We start from the raw sequence: 16,641 nt of genomic DNA on the forward strand, positions 1-16,641 counted from the left end.
ATCTCGACTACAGCAAGCGCGATGCGGATGCTTCTTACGACGATGCTTCCGCCGTGCATATCGTGTTGGGCGGAGGGTCGGCGAGCGTAGAGGGCGATGGCGCGACAGTTGACGGCTCTACAGTGACCATCTCTACCGAAGGCGTCTACGTCGTGTCGGGTTCGCTCGACGACGGGCAGCTGGCGGTGGAAGCGCCTGAGGACGCGAAGGTGCAGATCGTCCTTGCGGGCGCGACCATCCACAACGAGGACGGGCCCGCCGTGTACGTGAAGCAGGCCGACAAGTGCTTCATCACGCTGGCCGACGGGACGCAGAACGCGCTCACCGACGGCGCGGAATACGTGCTCGAAGACGGCTCCGACGAGCCGTACGCCACGCTGTTCAGCCGTGCCGACCTCACGTTGAACGGAACGGGAGCCTTGACGGTGACCAGCGCGTACCGCCATGCGGTGTGCTCGAAGGACGACCTTGTGATCACGGGCGGCACCTATGTGGTGAACGCGGTGGAAGACGCGCTGCGCGGACGCGACTGCGTCAAGATCGCGGACGGCGACTTCACGCTGATCGCAGGCGGCGACGGCATCAAGTCGAACAAGGATACGAAAGCCACGAAGGGATTCGTGTCCATCGACGGCGGCACGTTCGTCATCGAGGCCGGCGACGACGGCATCCATGCGCAAACCTACCTGCGTATCGCGGGTGGCGACATCTCCATCGCTGCGGTGGACGACGCGCTGCACTCCAACCTCGAGGGCCTGCTGGCGGGCGGCGCGCTCGATATCGAAGCGGGCGACGATGCCTTCCATGCCGAGACGAAGCTCGTTATCGACGACGGCACGGTGAACGTGAAGGCGTGCTACGAGGGCTACGAAGCTGAGAAGCTGTACATCAACGGCGGCGACACCCATATCGTGGCCAGCGACGACGCCATCAATGCGGCTGCCGCCGATCTCGGCGACGACGGTGCCGACGCTGCGGCCGATGCGTCGGCCGAGGCGCCCGGCTCCGAGGGCGGGACGCTGCCCGACGGCATGGAGGCGCCTGAAGGTGCTCCCGACGGGATGACGCCTCCGGACGGGGTGAACGGCATGGACGGCGAGGCTCCCGAACTGCCCGAAGGCGCGGAGACTCCCGATGCCACGGGCGGCACGCCGCCGTCCGGCGCTCCGCAGCGAAACGGCGAGGGCGCCAACGAGCGCGAGCTCAACGGCGGCGCGCCCGACAATGCATTCGCCGAAGGCGGCGCGGGCGGCATGGGCATGGGCGACGAAAACTGCCTCATCCAGATCAACGGCGGCTACACCGTGCTCGATGCTCAAGGGGACGGCGTGGACAGCAACGGCTCGGTGGAGATCACGGGCGGCGTGCTGCTGGTCTGCGGCCCCACGAGCAACGGCGACGGAGCGTTCGACTACGATCTGACGGCGACGGTGACCGGCGGAACGGTGCTCATGGTGGGTTCCAACGGCATGGCGCAGAACTTCACCAGCGGAGAGCAGCCTTTCGCGTTCGCCGCGGTCAGCGGCTCGGCCGGCCAGAACGTGGCCGTCGTAGACTCCGACGGCACGGTGGTCGCCTCGTTCACGGCGGCCAAGCAGTTCGGCATGGTGCTGGCCACCAGCCCCGCGTTCGTCGAAGGCGGCACGTATTCGCTGGTCATCGGAGGCACCGTGACCGGCGCGAACGCCGACGGCTACACCGACTCCGGCACGGTGGAGGGCGGCTCCACCACCGAGATCGCCGCGTCAACCACCGCATCCGGCGGCATGGGCGGCCTCGGCGCAGGAGGCGGCGGTATGCCCGCCGGCCAAGGCGGCGACGTCCAGCGCGGCATGCGCGGCGGCGCGGGTAGCGGCTTCGGCGGCGGAGCGGCGGCGTAGCCAGCACCCGTTCCAGCGGCGGCCCCGACGGAGTGTTCGTCGAGGTCGCCGTTTTTGGCGCGAGGTCGTCGGTCTGCCTCCTCGATTCTGGCACGAATTTACGGGTATGGCAAAGATTTTGCAGAAAGAGTAAGGACGTGAATCGCAAGAAATAGCAAAACGCCTGGTCGCGAAAACGTCTCCGCCCAATTTCCCCAATCGCTTCTGCCCAACCCGTAAATTTGTGCCAGATTTTTCAAGGTCGAACCGTTGGTAGCCGATTGCATTTGTCGTTCGCAGGTGTGTGAAATTCAGGAACAGCTGGCTCTTTGTCTGCGTTATCGCATATCGCTGGCTCATCTCTAGTAGTGCGGGATTTCGGAAATCCCGTGGGTTAGCCTTCGAACATCATGGCTTCGCGCATATCTGTTGCGTGATCGATTCGATGTGGTTTCGGGCCACCACCAGCAAGGCGATTATCGCCGCCGTCGAAGATGCCATGAGCAAGACGTAGGCCTATTCCGCGATAATCTTACGATCGGAACCTGCAAGGGCGTCGAAGCGGGCTTGCAGGTTCCGACCATGCATCCGCATCCTGGGCTTCGCCTCGTAGTTCCGATCTCCTTGCGGAAGCGTTATCGTCCGGGAAACAGCAGCCGGCGTTCTGCGGCCAGATCGTTCACCGTTTCTATCTGCTTGGCGGTCTGACGTTGGACGGCTTCGATGAAGCGCTCGTCAAGCTGGGCGTTGAGACTCAACACGTCAGCTATGTCATCGAGGAACCCGTCGAGTGAGGACGAATCGTACCACGACAGGTCCTCCACGAGCGCCAGCTGCTGAGAAGGATAGGGGCGAAACGGATGGGCCTCCCACAAGTAGCGCCCATGCTCCAGCTCGTCCGTGGTCGCGCGGCTGTAAAACCCGCATCCGTTGTCGAACAGGGGTGCCACCCGATACCGATCGAGGGTCTCCACCTCGCGCATCAAGCCGAAGTTGTGCGTATGGCGGTCGAAGTTCGCCATAAGATGGTCGGCAACGATCATCTTGCTCACGGCGCGTCCGAGGTTCGACACGCCCAGCGCTTGCCCGGCTTCAAGGTATCCGCGATAGAGGTCGCGCCCCTCCGTCACTCCGGAGGCGGTAAGCACATCGGCTGCGGGGATGAGCTCGGTTTCGGACGTTATGAAGGTTGGGCACGTCGAATAGGCGCGCCCGTGCCGCTCGGTCAGCGAGTATGCAACGAAGTCTTCATCGTCCAGGAGCCGTGCGAGCAGCTTGGTTGCCAACAGCTCGTTGTACGGCTCGCGGTTCTCGTTGCCCGTTCCGCTTTTCACCAGGAGGTTCGTTCCGTCGCGGTGAATCCATGTCTTCGACAGCATGCCAGGCGTGGCGGTGTCGGGCGAGTGGGTTATGCGGGCGGTCGAGGTTCCTGCAGGGGCAGAGCCGCCGAGCAAGGTTTCGCCCAGCGCTTCTTCGTAACCGTTTTCGAAGTAATTGACGTCATGCCAGTCCACGTCGATATCAACGGGCTTGAACCAATACTGATCGGACAGATTGAGTCCCCAGGAATCGAACATGAGGTCGATGCCATGTCGGGCTGCCAGCTCGCGCAACACGGGGGCGAGGTTCGGACGCATATCGGGAATGGAGCGTGAGGCGATCCATGCAGCTAAATCGTATCGGTTCGGCGTTCGCTCTCGAAGGCCGATGCCTAATGGCTTCCAGGCGATTCCTTCGCGCGGCACGATATCGGCCGTTTCGCGCGTGCGTCGGTTGTACACGAAATCGAGCACCGGATGGTTGCGATTCATCAGCGTGAACGGGGCGAGGTTGCGCTCGTTCTTCTCGTTCATCTTCGGGCGGCCTGCGGTTCTGCCCCGCTCGGCTCGCTCGTGGACGGAGCGCTCGTCAAGCATCCAAGATCGTCCGAATCGCTGGGCCTCGAGATCTCCAGACGCTACAAGCGCGTTCACGCGTCTCATACTGATGCCCAAACGCTGCGCCGCTTCCTTGGTCGTGTACATGACTCCTCCCATCCGTTCATTTCCTAAAATTATACCAAACAAAGAATAAATAATTCTCAGATGCTGTAGAAAAAATATTCCTTAATCGGAACATTTTCTGGAGGTGCCTGACGGTCGTATGGAACACTTGCGCGGTTTTGTCCCGAAGGATTTGCTCCTTTCGTCGAATCGGTGACCCTTCGCCGGAAAGCTTCGCGCGCTTTAGCCGATTGGAGTACAATGGGCGAACGAATAAGGAACGAACCCGCACGTCAGGCTGGGGCCGGGCGCCATGCAAGAAGGGATGCGAACATGGCAGACATCACCGAAGTGGATTACATCTGGAAGAACGGGGAGATGATCCCCTGGGCCGAGGCTACCACGCATGTCTTGTCCCACTCGCTGCATTACGGCTCCGGCGTGTTCGAGGGCATCCGCTGCTACCAGAATCCCGAGACGAAGAAGAGCTACGTCTTCCGTCTGCGCGACCATATGGAGCGCCTGCATCGCAGCTGCAAGATCTCTCTGATCGACCTGCCGTACTCGGTGGACGAACTGTGCGACGCGACGATCGAGCTTATCCGCAAGAACAACCTGCCGTCGTGCTACATCCGTCCGATCGTGTACCGCGGCTACGGCGTGATGGGCGTCGATCCCACCGGCGCCCCCACCGACGTGGCTATCGCCGTGTGGCCGTGGGACACCTACCTGGGAGACGGTGCGCTCGACAACGGCGTGGCCGTGGGCGTGTCGTCGTGGCGCCAGCGTACGAACAACTCCATTCCGCCTGCGGTTAAAGCCACCGCTTCCTACATGAACTCTATCCTGGCTAAGCTCGAGGCGAAAGAGCACGGCTATGTTGAGGCCATCATGCTGAACGAGGCGGGGCTCGTGTGCGAGGGCACCGGCGAGAACCTCTTCGTCGTGCGCGACGGCATCTTGTCCACGCCGCCGCTGTCCGACGGACTGCTGGAGGGCATCACGCGCGACACGGTGCTGTGCCTGGCCGACGACCTGGAGATCCCCGCTATCGAGGAGAGCCTCACCCGTAGCGACCTCTACATCGCCGACGAGGTGTTCATGACCGGCTCCGCCGCCGAGCTCACGCCCATCGGCAGCGTCGACGGCCGTGTGGTGGGCAAGCCGGGCGAGATCACTCGCTTGCTGCAGGATCGTTTCTTCGCCGTGTGCTATGGCAACATCGAAGAGTACTCGGAATGGCTGACTGAGATCTAAGTCATAGGTTGGTATGTCGCGAAGCCCCCGCCGTCCGCTGCTTGCGGCCGGCCGGAGGGCTTCGCTTTTTGAGCGAAGGAGCGCCTCTGTGAATCGAATCCTCACGTATGACAGCACGCTGCGAGACGGAGAGCAGTGCGAGGGCATCACGTTGTCGCTTGAGGACAAGCTGCGCATTGTCGAGCGCTTGGACGCGTTCGGCGTCGATTTCATCGAGGGCGGGTTTCCGGCATCGAACCCGAAAGACATCGCGTTCTTCCAGCGCGTGCAGGAGATGCCGCTTAAGCATGCGCGCATCGCGGCGTTCGGCTCAACGTGCAAGAAGGACGTCGCCGCCGAGGACGACCGCGGGCTGGCCGACCTCGTGGCCAGCGGCGCCCCGGTGGTCACCATCGTGGGCAAGACGTGGGACGAGCAGGTCACGCGCGCGCTGTTGACCACGCTCGACGAGAACCTGCGCATGATCCGCGATTCCGTGGCCTACCTCAAGGCGCAGGGTCTCACGGTGGTGTTCGACGCCGAACACTTCTTCGACGGCTACAAGGCGAACGCCGACTACGCGATGGCGTGCGCGCGCGCGGCAAGCGAGGCGGGCGCCGACTCCATCGACCTATGCGAGACGAACGGCGGCGCGCTGCCTCACGAGGTGGAGGCCGTCGTGGCCGCGGTCGCGCGCGAGCTGCCCGGCCAGCAGCTGGGCATCCACTGCCACAACGATTCGGGCTGCGCTGTGGCGAACTCGCTTGCCGCTGTGCGCGCCGGCGCAACTCAGGTGCAGGGCACGGTGAACGGGTTCGGCGAACGCGTGGGCAATACCGACCTGCTCACCGTCATCGCCGATCTCGAGCTGAAGATGGGCTGTACCTGCGTGGGCGAGGAGCGGCTGCGCGATCTGACCAGCGTGGCGCAGTTCGTGGCCGAGACGTGCAACCTATCGGTGCCGAACCACCATCCCTACACGGGCGCGTCGGCGTTCGCGCACAAGGGCGGCCTGCACGCCAGCGCCATCGCGCGCTTCCCCGAGGCCTACGAGCACACGCGTCCCGAGGCGGTGGGCAACACGCAGCGCATGCTGGTCAGCGAGCTGGCCGGCAAGGCATCGCCCATCGCGAAGGCGAAGAACTTGGGCATCGATCTGGCCCAGCACCCCGACAAGACGCAGGAGATCCTCGACGACATCAAGCGCCGCGAGGCGGTGGGCTACTCCTACGAGGTGGCCGACGGCTCGCTTGCGCTGCTGCTGCAATGGCATCTCGGCGCGTACCGGCCGCACTTCACGCTGGAGAGCTTCCGCGTCATCGTGGACGACCACGAGGACACCGGCGCGCTGGCGAAGGACGCCATGTCGGAAGCCACCATCAAGATCCACGTGGGCGACCAGCGCTTCGTGGCCACGGGCGAGGGCGCAGGCCCCGTCGGCGCGCTCGACAACGCTCTGCGCATGGCCATCGTGGCGTTCTACCCCGAAGTGGCCGACATCGAGCTGGTTGACTACAAGGTGCGCATCCTCGACGAGAACGTGGGCACCGACGCCATCACGCGAGTCGTCATCACCACGCGAGACAAGCGCGGCAGCTGGGGTACGGTGGGCGTGTCGGAGAACATCATCGAAGCATCATGGAATGCGCTGGTCGACTCGATCGAGTACGGCCTGATGCGGATTGGGGAGTAGCATGAGCGATCTCAGAACGCCCGAAGTCGAAGACCTCCTGCGCGTGTTCGCGGCGCTTGACGACGAAGACGTGATCTTCTCCCTGCTGGAGGACTTGTTCACCATTCGCGAGATCAAGGAAACGTCCCAGCGCCTGGCCGTTGCGCGCCAGTTGGATGCCGGCAAGTCCTACTCCGCCATCGAAGAGGCCACCGGCGCGTCGGCCACCACCATCGCCCGCGTGTCGAAGTGTCTGAGCTACGGTGCCGGCGGCTACAACGCCGCCCTGAACGCCCTAGACGACGCCGAGAAGAAGCGCCGCTAGCGCGGTCGCCTGCTTCCGGAATCCTGCCGCAAGCTCGATTCTGCCCGGTTCCCGTCACGGATCGCCTCACGCGTTCGGCAACCAGGTGAACTCGGGCCGCGAGGCCGCGAACAACGTCGCGGAGTTCCTGAAGGCGTAAACCCACCCTCTTCCGAAGCTGGGGCGCGGAATCCCTCCCTCCCCGCCGTCGTCCCGGCTTCGGAATTCTGCATTTGGGCGCAAACGGGCACCCATGACAATTTTGCGAGCAGAAAAGAGCCCCAGGCGGCGGAAGGATTTTCTGTCACCTGGGGTTTCTCTAGTTGCTCTGCGGGGGCGGCCGCCGTTTCGCCCTCCCGGATTGTCATGGGTGCCCGTTTGCGCCCACGACATGGGATTGCTGCGTCGGATTGTCATGGGTGCCGTTTTGCGTCCATGACATGGAACCTTGCGGCGCGCGGAATGGCTCGCGTCACCCGGCGACGGGCGCCGCGTCCTCGTCCGGCCTTGCGGGCGGTTTCGCGGCGCTTCCGTCGCTCGACCCGCTCGCCGGCAGCGCCACGGGATCGCCGTACTCGTCGATCGTCCCGTTCGCACGGCCCTCGATGTAGGCTGTGCGCGCCTTGCCGCGCCTAAACGTCACGGGCGCCTTCCCCGAGCTCAGCTGGTAGCAGTACCAGAACACGAACGGGATGCCGATGATGCCGTTCGCCATGCCCCACCAGTACATCACGTCGGGGCTGAACCATGCAGCCGAGTTCATGATGGTGGGGAACAGCAGCGGGAAGCAGCTGCGCAGCAAGAGGTGCGCGCCCAGCGTGTAGATGCGCCCGGTGATGTACAGCTCGGGACGGCGCATGATGATGGGGTACAGCTCGGCCGCAGCCAGGATGCAGCAGGTGGACGCGAAGAACTCGTGTCCTTCGGCGTACACGAAGCACGCGTTCCACGTGGTGTACAGGAAGTTCCACATGGGGACGGTGTAGGACAGGATCTCGCCGTGGCTGGACGTGTCGTACTTCCAGTACTTGTCGCCGAACGGCATGGTAACGCACAGGATGAAGCCGGCCAGCGCGTTCATCATGTTGCCCATCTGCATGTCGCGCAGCGTGGCCTCGGCAATGTTGCAGAACACGATGCCGTACAGCGTCCAGCGCACCCAGCGTTTGCGCATGAGCCGCCAGAACGGCGTGTCCTTCTGCTGCACGGCGGCGATGCGGCCCAGACCTGCGAAGATGAGCGGCAGGATGACGGAGAGGTTTTTCGCCCACCGGAACCAATCGTCTCCGGGGATGTTGATGATCCATAGCGGAATGGTGACGAGCGACACCACCCACACCCACATGGACGTTCGATAGTGCCGTCGCATGAACTCGGTCAGCAGCATGAGCAGAACGGTGTACACGACCATCGATATGGGAGTGATCCAGACGGGCACGGTCATGAGAAACCCCTTTCCCCAGGTAGCGCTATTATTGTCAGTCTATCATCGGGGGTGGTGCCGCTTCTTTCACAAACGACCTCTTGATGTGAAAGACTTCCACGCCCGAGCTTCGTATACTCGCTTCAAGGCGCTGTGCGTCGTCGATGGGACGAGGGCCATGTGTCCGAACTGCCGCCAGGCAACGGCGGGAAACGAGGGAGCGAAGGGGGCTTCATCATGGGTATTCTGTACCAAGCGGCCGACCCGCTGTACTGGGTCATTTGGCTGTTCATTTTGTTCGCGCTTATGGCGTTCAACGAGTTGGGACGCACGTCGCTGTGGGCAGGCATCGCGCTGTTCGCGGTTGTTCCCATCGTGCTGACCGTCTTCGTGTGGCCCATCACGGCGGCTCCCGGCAACGAGTACGGCACGGGCACGTGGTTCAACTGGGTGAAGACATATTCGGCACTTGCCGGCTGCTTGGGCTTCATGGCGCTGCGCTTCGTGAAGTGGCGCGGCGCGGACGGCACGACGCACCACCTGTACGAGAAGCGCTGGGCGCTGTGCTTTCCGCCGCTCATCCTGGCCGTCAACATCGCCGAGGCCGTCGTTCGCGACTTCCAGGTGTTCAGCTTCGGCCTGTGGCAAGGCGGCGTGGTCGAGAACCTGTGGACTATGTCGGGTCCCTGGAACATCATGAACGGCATTGCCGGTATCCTCAACATCGTCACCATCTGCGGCTGGTTCGGCATCTTCATCTCGAAGGATTCGTCGAAGGACATGATCTGGCCCGACATGATCTGGGCGTGGATCATCGCCTACGACCTGTGGAACTTCGCCTATACGTACAACTGCATCTCCGACCACTCGGCCTACGCCGGCCTCGCGCTGCTGCTGGCGTGCACTATCCCCACGTTCTTCATCAAGAAGGGCGCCTGGTTGCAGCATCGCGCGCAGACGCTGGCGCTGTGGATCATGTTCGTGATGACCGTTCCGCAGTTCGCCGATGTGCTGGCGCCCATTCCCACCACGCACAACCCTACGGCGTTCTTCGCGGTCAGCTTCCTGGCGCTTGCGTCGAACGTGGCGTTGGCGGCGTACCAGTTCCGTAAGATCCGCAAGCTCAAGTTGAACCCGCTCAAGGACGAGCTGTACGCCGACACGAAGTCGTATCAGGAGCTCGAAGAGGCAAACCGCTAGAGAACCCCGTATAATGGACGCCAAGCGTAATCGTTGCGCGCGGCGTCCATGCGCGCCTGAACGCAGGAGGGCGCGATGCGGCTCGACAAAGAGAATCAGGGAATCCGCCCGCCGGGGCGCGAGCGTTCTGCGGTCGAAAGCAGGAGGCTCGGCGGCCCGGCGGGCGAGATCATGCTGGCGGCGCGCACGTTGTTCGAACGGCGCGGGGTGGGGAAGACCACGGTGAAGGACATCGCCGCCGAGGCGAACGTCACGCGCGAGCTGGTGTACTACTACTTCGAGAACAAGCAAGCCGTCATCGATGCGGTCATCGACGATTATGTGGAGGACCTCGTGGAAAGCGTGCTCGTGTGGAACGAGTCGCGCGTGTTCGGCGACACGGCAGGGTCGCTGCGGTCGTGCATCGCGGCGTTTCGCCGTGCACTGTACGACGCGAACGGGCTTCGGCCCATGATTCGCGTGTTGGAGGAGCTGGGCGTGCGCGACGCCTTCGACGTGCGCGCGGTGCGCGAGACGGTGGATTGCCTGAGCGGTCGGGTGCTGGTCGAATACGCCGAGTACCATCAGGTCGAGATCGAATTCGTATACGAGATGTTCTGCGTGGTGATCTTCGGGCTGGTAGGCCTCGTGAAGATCGACCCCGACATCAGCGACGAGGCTCTCATGAAGGTGGTGGAGCAGACGCTGCACCTCGACATGGAGCCGCTTGCGCTGGATGCCTCGGCCAAGCGGCAGGACAGCGCATCAGTTTAGGCACCTCCCCTGTTCTTTTAGATGACGCCAAAATCGTGTATTCATCTGCGACTACGTTCAGCGCGTGGAGATCGCGTGACCGTTACCCGGTCGTGCTATAGTTGTTGCGAATTCGTTGTTCGCTGCGGTGCCGAATCGTCAAAATACGAGCATGAGAGTCAAGCATGAGGCATACGCGGCGGATTCGAGGAGGTTTTGCATGACTGATTTCACGCGCGGCCTCGATCGCCGCACGTTTATATTTGGCGCGGCTGCCCTGGGTGCGGCCACGCTGTTGCGGCCGACGCTCGCTTTTGCCGAGCCCACGTCCGCAGACAAGTTCGCCGAGGCCGATTCCGTTCGCGCTCGCATCAACGAGATGCAGGAGCAGCTGACCATCGCCGGTGAGAACTATTACAAAGCGCTCGACGAGCACGAAGCGGCCGTCCAAGCCGTTGCCGACGCCCAGGCGCGCATCGACGAAGCGAACGCCCGGATCGCCGAGTTGCAGGACAAGCTGAGCAAGCGGGCGCGCAGTATGTATCGCAGCGGCCAGACCACGGCGCTCGACGTCATCTTGGGAGCCACGACGTTCGAGGAATTCGCCACAAGCTGGGATTTGCTGAACGATATCAACGACAACGATGCCGCGATGGTGCAGCAGACGAAAGACCTGCGCGCCGAGGTGGAGGCGGCGAAGATCGAACTCGAAAAGCAAGAGCGTATCGCTGCCGAAAAAGCCGAAGAGGCGGCGCGCATCAAAGCTGAGGCAGAGCAGACCATCCAAACGCTGGAAGCCACGCTGCAACAGCTTGACGCCGAGGCTCAGGCGCTGCTGGTCCAGGAACAGGAAGCGGCACGTGCTGCCGAAGCTGCCGCTGCGGCAGCCGAGGTCAAGCGCACGTACGCCTACAGCACGCCGAGCGCGTCCATCCCGTCCCAGGGCTCGGTGGTGGACTACGCGCTGTCGCGCATCGGCTGCCCCTACGTGTGGGGTGCCGCCGGTCCGAACGAATTCGACTGCTCCGGATTGGTGACGTGGGCATACGCTCAAGTGGGTATTTCGGTGCCCCATCAGACCGAGTCGATGTACTATGCCGCCGCCGCGCGTTTGCCGGTCTCCGAAGCGCAACCCGGCGATGTGCTGTGGATCAGCTACGGCGACGGGTACAACGGACATGCTGGCATCGCCTGCAATGCCGGGGGCACGCACTACGTTCACGCCCCCACGTTTGGCGCGCGCGTGCGCGATACCGATCCGCTGAGCTGGGCCGGGTTTACGCATGCGCTCCGATTCGCATAAGAAGGAGAACCAAGTGACCACGCTGTTTGTGAACGCGTGCATGCGCGGCGAGGCATCGCGCACGCTCGCGCTGTGCCGCGAATACCTGGAGCGCTTCGACGACGTCGTGGAGGTTGACGTTGCGGCGCTCGATCTCAAGCCGTTCGACGCCGATCGTGTGGCGTACCGTACGGAGAAGCAGAGGGCAGGGGAGTGGGACGATCCCATTTTCAGCCTATCGCGCCAGTTCGCGGAAGCCGACGACATCGTCATCGGTGTGCCGTACTGGGATCTTTCGTTTCCGGCTGCGTTTAAAACGTACCTTGAACATGTCAGCGTGTGCGAGTTGACGTTCCATTACACCGAGGACGCGCGCTGCGAGGGCATCTGCAAAGCGAAGCGCATCACGTACATCACCACGTGCGGCGGCTTCGTAGAGGGTGCAAACTTCGGTTACGAGTACATCGTTGGCATCGCCAAGATGTTCGGCATTCCCGAAGTCCGCTTCGTGGCGGCCGAGGGGCTGGACATCGTGGGCATCGACGTCCAGGAGCAGATGGACAAGGCTCGTGCCCAGATGGCGAAACTCGATTGAGCGAGTCCGGCAAAACCTATGCAGGGGGACCGACGGTTTCTCGTCGGTCCCGATTTTCGCATCCCGAGGGGTTCGATGACGGCTTGTCCATCATCGCGGTATCCATTATGGTGCAGCGCGCTCTCAACTGCGTGGATCCTCGACTTGTCGACCACGGGTTGCGGGTGGCCGCGGTGCTCGATGCCATGCTGGAAGCGAAGGGCGTGACCGATCCAACGCAGCGCCGCGCAGCGTACCTCGTGGCGTTGCTGCACGATGTAGGCGCCTATCGCACGGAGGAAATCGACCGTATGGTGGCGTTTGAAACGGAAAGCGTGTGGGAGCACTCGTTTTACGGATATCTGTTCTTCAAAGAGCTTACGCCGCTCGGCGCCTATGCGGACGTGATCCTGTACCACCACCTGCCTTACGATCGGTTCACCGACCAAGATCCGTACGTAAAATTCCTGGCCGGGGCCGTGCATGTGGCCGACCGGGTGGACGTGTTGCTGCTGGAGCGTCCTCAAGCGGATGTCGTCGAGGTAGAGCGTCTGCTGGCTGCATCGCGACCTGGCGCGTTCTCGCCCGAGGCGGTCGCCCTGTTTTTCGAGGCGCAGCGGCGTTTCGACGTGCTCGCTCGTCTGAGGAGCGGTGTGAAACAGCCTGACCGCTCGCATATCGTGGATGATCCGGACGGTACCGGCTCGGCGTCTTCGTTCCTCGACATGCTCGTGCATGTCATCGATTTTCGCAGCCGGCATACCGTCACCCATACGGTGACCACGGCATGGGTTGCCTATGAGTTGGCGTTGCGCCTGATCGGCGACCAGCGCGCGGCTGCTCGCGTGTACACGAGCGCGCTTGTGCACGATGTGGGCAAAATCGGCATTCCGCTGTCCATTTTGGAGAAGCCGGGGAAGCTCGATGACGAGGAAATGAAGGTCATGCGGACGCACGTGGAGCTGACCGAGGATATTCTCGAGGGTTGCATAGAGCCCGTGCTGTTGCAGGCGGCTGCCCGCCATCACGAGAAACTCGACGGATCGGGATATCCGCGCGGTCTTCATGCGGCTGAATTGTCCATGCCCGACCGCATCATAGCCGTGGCCGACATCGTGAGCGCGCTTGTGGGCACGCGTAGCTACAAGAAGGCGTATCCTAAGGAGAAGGTGCTCGAGCTGCTGGCCTGGCACGTCGAGACCGGCAAGATCGATTGCATCGTGGTCGAGACCATGACGCGCGACTACGATGCCATCATGTTGTCGGTCGCCGCAGCGTGCCAGCCAGTGGCTGCCGCGTATGAGCGCGTGCAGAGCGCTTATGCGCTGATGCTGGGAAAACTGAAAAGGTGGCAAGCTGAAAACGAGGGGAGAAGCGCATGAAGCGCCTGTTGATCGTAGTGGACTATCAGAACGATTTCGTGGACGGATCGCTGGGCTTTCCCGGTGCCGAGCTTCTGGAGGAGCCCATAGCCGCGAAAATCGAAGAGTACCGCAGCGCGGCCGACGTGATCGCGTTCACGTTCGACACGCATCGTTGCGACTATTTGGAAACCCAGGAAGGGCGCAACCTGCCGGTGGAGCACTGCATCGAGGGCGCGCCCGGACACGCGCTGTACGGGCGCATCGCCGAGCTCATCCGTCCGACGGACGAGGTGTTCGAGAAGCCTTCGTTCGGTTCGGCAGACTTGTTCGAATGGTTGCGCGCAGCGCAGCCGCCGTTCAAGAGCATCGAGCTGGTGGGCCTCGTGTCCAACATCTGCGTGATCTCGAACGCCGTGCTGGCGAAAGCGGCCTGCCCCGAGGTGCCCGTCATCGTGGACGCCGCCTGCACCGCTTCGTTCGACGACTCCCTCAACGAGAAGGCCCTCGACGTGCTGGAGGGCCTGCAGGTCCAAGTGACCAACCGCTAACCGAGGCTGCGGCGGCCGTCGGGCCGCCACAGCTGTCGGACTTTCGTTTACGCCAACGCCTCCACGTCGGCTTCCGTGACGGGGCTCTTGGATTCCAGCTTGCCGCCGGTGGCTGCCTGGATGCCGCAGATGCGCCCGGTCATGATGCAGTGCCCGGCCGACATGCCGCCCTGGTACATCGACCAGTCGGGGCTGCCGCACAGCTGGCCGGCGCTGAACCCGGTCACCCAGAGGTTCGGGATGACTTCGCCGTCCGTGCGAAGCGCCTGGTAGTTCTCGTTCACGGTGACGCCGGCGCACAGCGCGGACACGCGCACGTGCTTATGGATGCCCCAGAACGGCGCCTTCTCGATCTTCTTGAGGTACTTCGCCTGCTTGCCGAAGTCCGCATCGAACCCGGCGTCGACCATCTCGTTATAGCGCGCGACGGACTTCTTGAGCGCATCGGCGGGGATCTCCAGCTTCGCCGCAAGCTCGTCCAAGGTGTCGCAGCAATACGTGCCGATGAGGCTTTCGATGACGTTCGCGCCGCTTTCGGCCGAGCGGTCCATCTTCACGTCGGGCATGTACACCTGGATCTTTTCCTTGTCGGTGGGCTTGCCGCCCCACTCCGTGACCTGCTCGACGTAATCGTCGTCGAAGATCTGGGAATACCAACCCGGTTTCGGCTGGTTGCGCAGCACGCAGTTCACTTCCTCGAACACGCAGTCCTCGTTCATGAAGCGTTCGCCGTCCTCGTTCACGAACAGGAACGGCTCGTCGAACATGGGGCCGGAGTCGAAGTCGTGCATCATGTGGGAGTGGCCCACGGGCACGAACCCGGCGCCCACGGCCATGGACATGAGGATGCCGTCGCCGGTCTTGTTGCTCTGCTTGCGGTCGAACTCCTTCACGTCGGGGCAATAACGCTCCACGAGGCTCTGGTTGTTCTGGTAGTCGCCGGTGGACAGGATGACGCCCTTCGTGGCGTTGAACTTGATGTAGGAGCTGCCGCTTTTGCCGATCACGCCGGTCACGGTTCCTGATTCGTCGGTGACCAGCTGCACGCCCGGCGTCGAGTAGAAGAACTCCACGCCCTTGCTGGCGGCCAGCTCGGCCAAATGCTCCACCATCGTGCCGTTGTTGTACGGCTTCGGGCCGAACATGATGCTGCGGCGCGCGCATTTGCTGCCGTCCTCGTATTCGGTCACGGCCGTGGGACGCACCGTGTAAGGCGGGAAGCCCGCTTCGGCCGTGCGCACCTGCGTCCAGCGGATGGCCTCGCCCGAGTACTTGCAGTACGTCTCTGCCAGCTTGCGGTCGGCGCGCCAGCGGCAGTCCTCGAGGTAACCTTGCAGGTAGTTCATCACGCCCTGCTCGTCGCTTTGGTCGAGCAGCACGCCCGAGCAGGTGCCGCCCTGGGCGATGGGCTTCGACTCCTTCTGCAGCACGGCGACGGTCGCGCCCTCCTCGAGGGCGCTCAGCGCGGCGGGCACGCCGCCCGTTCCCGCGCCTACCACCACGACGTCGAACGTCTTCTCTTCGGCGATGTCGGTGATGGGCTCGACGATGACGGGCGATTCCTCGAAGTCGCTCGCCTGGAGCCCTTCGGGAAAGCTCGATGCCGCCTCTTCGACTTTGGCGTCGGAAGCGGCAGGCGCGCAGCCTGCAAGCCCTGCGCCCGTGGCGACGATGCCGGTTGCGAGCGCCCCCTTCAGAAAGTCTCGACGATTCAGTTCCATTGCTCCCTCTCCTTTCCTTGATGCTCGTGCGCGCTTGGATGCGGGCTTTGCGCCGCATGGGAGGGATGGGCGGCCCTCGGCCTGCATCCAAGCTTGTTCGAAGCTACCAAGCGAGGGCGGGTTTTTCCTCCTACAAACGGTATGAAGTTGCAGGCGGGGAGGCATCTCATCCTGGTTTTCTGATATAAACGTAGGCAGGGAGGAAGGGGTCTTATGGGTTCGATTCGTTCTCTTTTCGCGCGAACGCCCGGAATCGGCTGGGCGGTCGTCGGGTTGGCATGCGCGCTCATGGTGCTGGAAGTCCAGCGCATGCCCGTCGCCCGGTTCGTGAGCTTTTCCATGTTCGCGCCGCTTCCGTACGCCGTCGAGGCTGCGGCGATGCTGGCCATCGTCGTTCTGTACCGGGTGCGCGGCGCGCTGCGCGTGAGCGACCTTCGCGCGGTGCGGGTTACGGTCGCCCTCTTGTCGGCGGCGGCTACCTGGCTTCTTCTGTATTCCCCCTTGGCCGACGACGGCTTGGCGCTGGCCGCGCTCGTGTTGTACCGGGTGGCGACGGGGCTGCTGCTGGTCCTCTGGGGCGAGCGGCTCGTGCCGTTGGGCGCGCGTCGCACCGCCTGCGCATTCGCGGCCGCCTGCTTGCTGTCCGGGCTGCTGACCATGGTTCTCGCGCTGTTCTCGGGCGAGGTGGCGCGCGTGCTGCTGGGAGCGTTGCCGGTGGCGGCCGGCGGGCTGTTCGTGCTGTAC

At 63.2% G+C, this 16,641-nt stretch carries 13 protein-coding genes and 1 pseudogene; 11 read left to right on the top strand and 3 right to left on the bottom strand.

From position 1 onward, the window contains the following. Window positions 1-1,880, top strand: a 1,880-nt coding sequence (locus ACMO6A_RS00530) for a carbohydrate-binding domain-containing protein (protein ID WP_418470644.1), incomplete at its 5' end; no start/stop codon positions are given. 614 nt (window positions 1,881-2,494) lie between these two features. Here ACMO6A_RS00530 and ACMO6A_RS00535 read toward each other — a convergent pair. Continuing rightward, window positions 2,495-3,883 carry a helix-turn-helix domain-containing protein gene (locus ACMO6A_RS00535; protein ID WP_227101014.1) on the bottom strand — a complete coding sequence of 463 codons (1,389 nt, stop codon included), beginning with the start codon at window positions 3,881-3,883 and terminating at the stop codon, window positions 2,495-2,497. A 291-nt stretch (window positions 3,884-4,174) separates the two neighbouring features. Between ACMO6A_RS00535 and ACMO6A_RS00540 the strand changes: the two genes are divergently transcribed. The 3 genes from ACMO6A_RS00540 (at window position 4,175) to ACMO6A_RS00550 (ending at window position 7,074) form a co-directional block, all read left to right on the top strand. Beyond that, entirely contained in the window at window positions 4,175-5,098 is a 924-nt protein-coding gene (locus tag ACMO6A_RS00540; protein WP_009305975.1) for a branched-chain amino acid transaminase, read from the top strand. Between the two features lie 88 nt (window positions 5,099-5,186). Next, a complete protein-coding gene (gene cimA, locus ACMO6A_RS00545; protein ID WP_418470645.1) occupies window positions 5,187-6,770 on the top strand; it encodes a citramalate synthase in 1,584 nt (527 codons plus the stop codon). A 1-nt stretch (window position 6,771) separates the two neighbouring features. Beyond that, the gene (locus ACMO6A_RS00550; protein ID WP_009607988.1) at window positions 6,772-7,074 is read left to right on the top strand and encodes a YerC/YecD family TrpR-related protein; all 303 of its coding nucleotides are present in this window, start codon (window positions 6,772-6,774) and stop codon (window positions 7,072-7,074) included. Window positions 7,075-7,525: 451 nt separating this feature from the next. Here the strand turns inward: ACMO6A_RS00550 and ACMO6A_RS00555 are convergent, their stop codons facing one another. Further along, complete coding sequence (locus ACMO6A_RS00555; protein ID WP_009305980.1) at window positions 7,526-8,497, bottom strand: hypothetical protein; 972 nt, start codon at window positions 8,495-8,497, stop codon at window positions 7,526-7,528. 216 nt (window positions 8,498-8,713) lie between these two features. Between ACMO6A_RS00555 and ACMO6A_RS00560 the strand changes: the two genes are divergently transcribed. From ACMO6A_RS00560 to ACMO6A_RS00585, 6 genes are all read left to right on the top strand, one after another. Next, window positions 8,714-9,676, top strand: a complete 963-nt coding sequence (locus tag ACMO6A_RS00560) for a DUF5692 family protein (protein ID WP_009305981.1) — start codon at window positions 8,714-8,716, stop codon at window positions 9,674-9,676. A 75-nt stretch (window positions 9,677-9,751) separates the two neighbouring features. After that, window positions 9,752-10,429, top strand: a complete 678-nt coding sequence (locus ACMO6A_RS00565) for a TetR/AcrR family transcriptional regulator (protein WP_035584220.1) — start codon at window positions 9,752-9,754, stop codon at window positions 10,427-10,429. Window positions 10,430-10,628: 199 nt separating this feature from the next. Then, window positions 10,629-11,711: a C40 family peptidase gene (locus ACMO6A_RS00570; RefSeq protein ID WP_035584217.1), complete on the top strand. Its 1,083-nt coding sequence runs from the start codon at window positions 10,629-10,631 to the stop codon at window positions 11,709-11,711. Between the two features lie 13 nt (window positions 11,712-11,724). Beyond that, window positions 11,725-12,285 (top strand): NAD(P)H-dependent oxidoreductase, encoded by a 561-nt coding sequence (locus ACMO6A_RS00575; protein WP_009305984.1) that lies wholly within the window; start codon window positions 11,725-11,727, stop codon window positions 12,283-12,285. Window positions 12,286-12,368: 83 nt separating this feature from the next. Further along, window positions 12,369-13,646, top strand: a complete 1,278-nt coding sequence (locus ACMO6A_RS00580; protein WP_009608177.1) for an HD-GYP domain-containing protein — start codon at window positions 12,369-12,371, stop codon at window positions 13,644-13,646. Continuing rightward, the gene (locus tag ACMO6A_RS00585) at window positions 13,643-14,176 is read left to right on the top strand and encodes a cysteine hydrolase family protein (RefSeq protein ID WP_009305986.1); all 534 of its coding nucleotides are present in this window, start codon (window positions 13,643-13,645) and stop codon (window positions 14,174-14,176) included. Before ACMO6A_RS00580 ends, ACMO6A_RS00585 begins: the two co-directional genes overlap by 4 nt. A gap of 47 nt (window positions 14,177-14,223) precedes the next feature. Here ACMO6A_RS00585 and ACMO6A_RS00590 read toward each other — a convergent pair whose 3' ends face one another. Then, on the bottom strand, window positions 14,224-15,897 hold the full coding sequence (locus tag ACMO6A_RS00590) for an FAD-dependent oxidoreductase (protein WP_009305987.1): 1,674 nt from the start codon (window positions 15,895-15,897) through the stop codon (window positions 14,224-14,226). 213 nt (window positions 15,898-16,110) lie between these two features. Here ACMO6A_RS00590 and ACMO6A_RS00595 point away from each other — a divergent pair. Next, a pseudogene (locus tag ACMO6A_RS00595) lies at window positions 16,111-16,641 on the top strand (LuxR family transcriptional regulator); the annotation flags it as partial.

Origin of the sequence: Eggerthella sp. (genome assembly GCF_048329335.1) — a bacterium.
GTDB lineage: Bacteria > Actinomycetota > Coriobacteriia > Coriobacteriales > Eggerthellaceae > Eggerthella > Eggerthella lenta.

Bases quoted from the DNA above. Each gene is read 5' to 3' on its own strand.
- ACMO6A_RS00535 (WP_227101014.1), bottom strand. From the start codon at position 3,883: ATGTACACGACCAAGGAAGCGGCGCAGCGTTTGGGCATCAGTATGAGA.
- ACMO6A_RS00540 (WP_009305975.1), top strand. From the start codon at position 4,175: ATGGCAGACATCACCGAAGTGGATTACATCTGGAAGAACGGGGAGATG.
- ACMO6A_RS00550 (WP_009607988.1), top strand. From the start codon at position 6,772: ATGAGCGATCTCAGAACGCCCGAAGTCGAAGACCTCCTGCGCGTGTTC.
- ACMO6A_RS00555 (WP_009305980.1), bottom strand. From the start codon at position 8,497: ATGACCGTGCCCGTCTGGATCACTCCCATATCGATGGTCGTGTACACC.
- ACMO6A_RS00560 (WP_009305981.1), top strand. From the start codon at position 8,714: ATGGGTATTCTGTACCAAGCGGCCGACCCGCTGTACTGGGTCATTTGG.
- ACMO6A_RS00565 (WP_035584220.1), top strand. From the start codon at position 9,752: ATGCGGCTCGACAAAGAGAATCAGGGAATCCGCCCGCCGGGGCGCGAG.
- ACMO6A_RS00570 (WP_035584217.1), top strand. From the start codon at position 10,629: ATGACTGATTTCACGCGCGGCCTCGATCGCCGCACGTTTATATTTGGC.
- ACMO6A_RS00585 (WP_009305986.1), top strand. From the start codon at position 13,643: ATGAAGCGCCTGTTGATCGTAGTGGACTATCAGAACGATTTCGTGGAC.
- ACMO6A_RS00590 (WP_009305987.1), bottom strand. From the start codon at position 15,897: ATGGAACTGAATCGTCGAGACTTTCTGAAGGGGGCGCTCGCAACCGGC.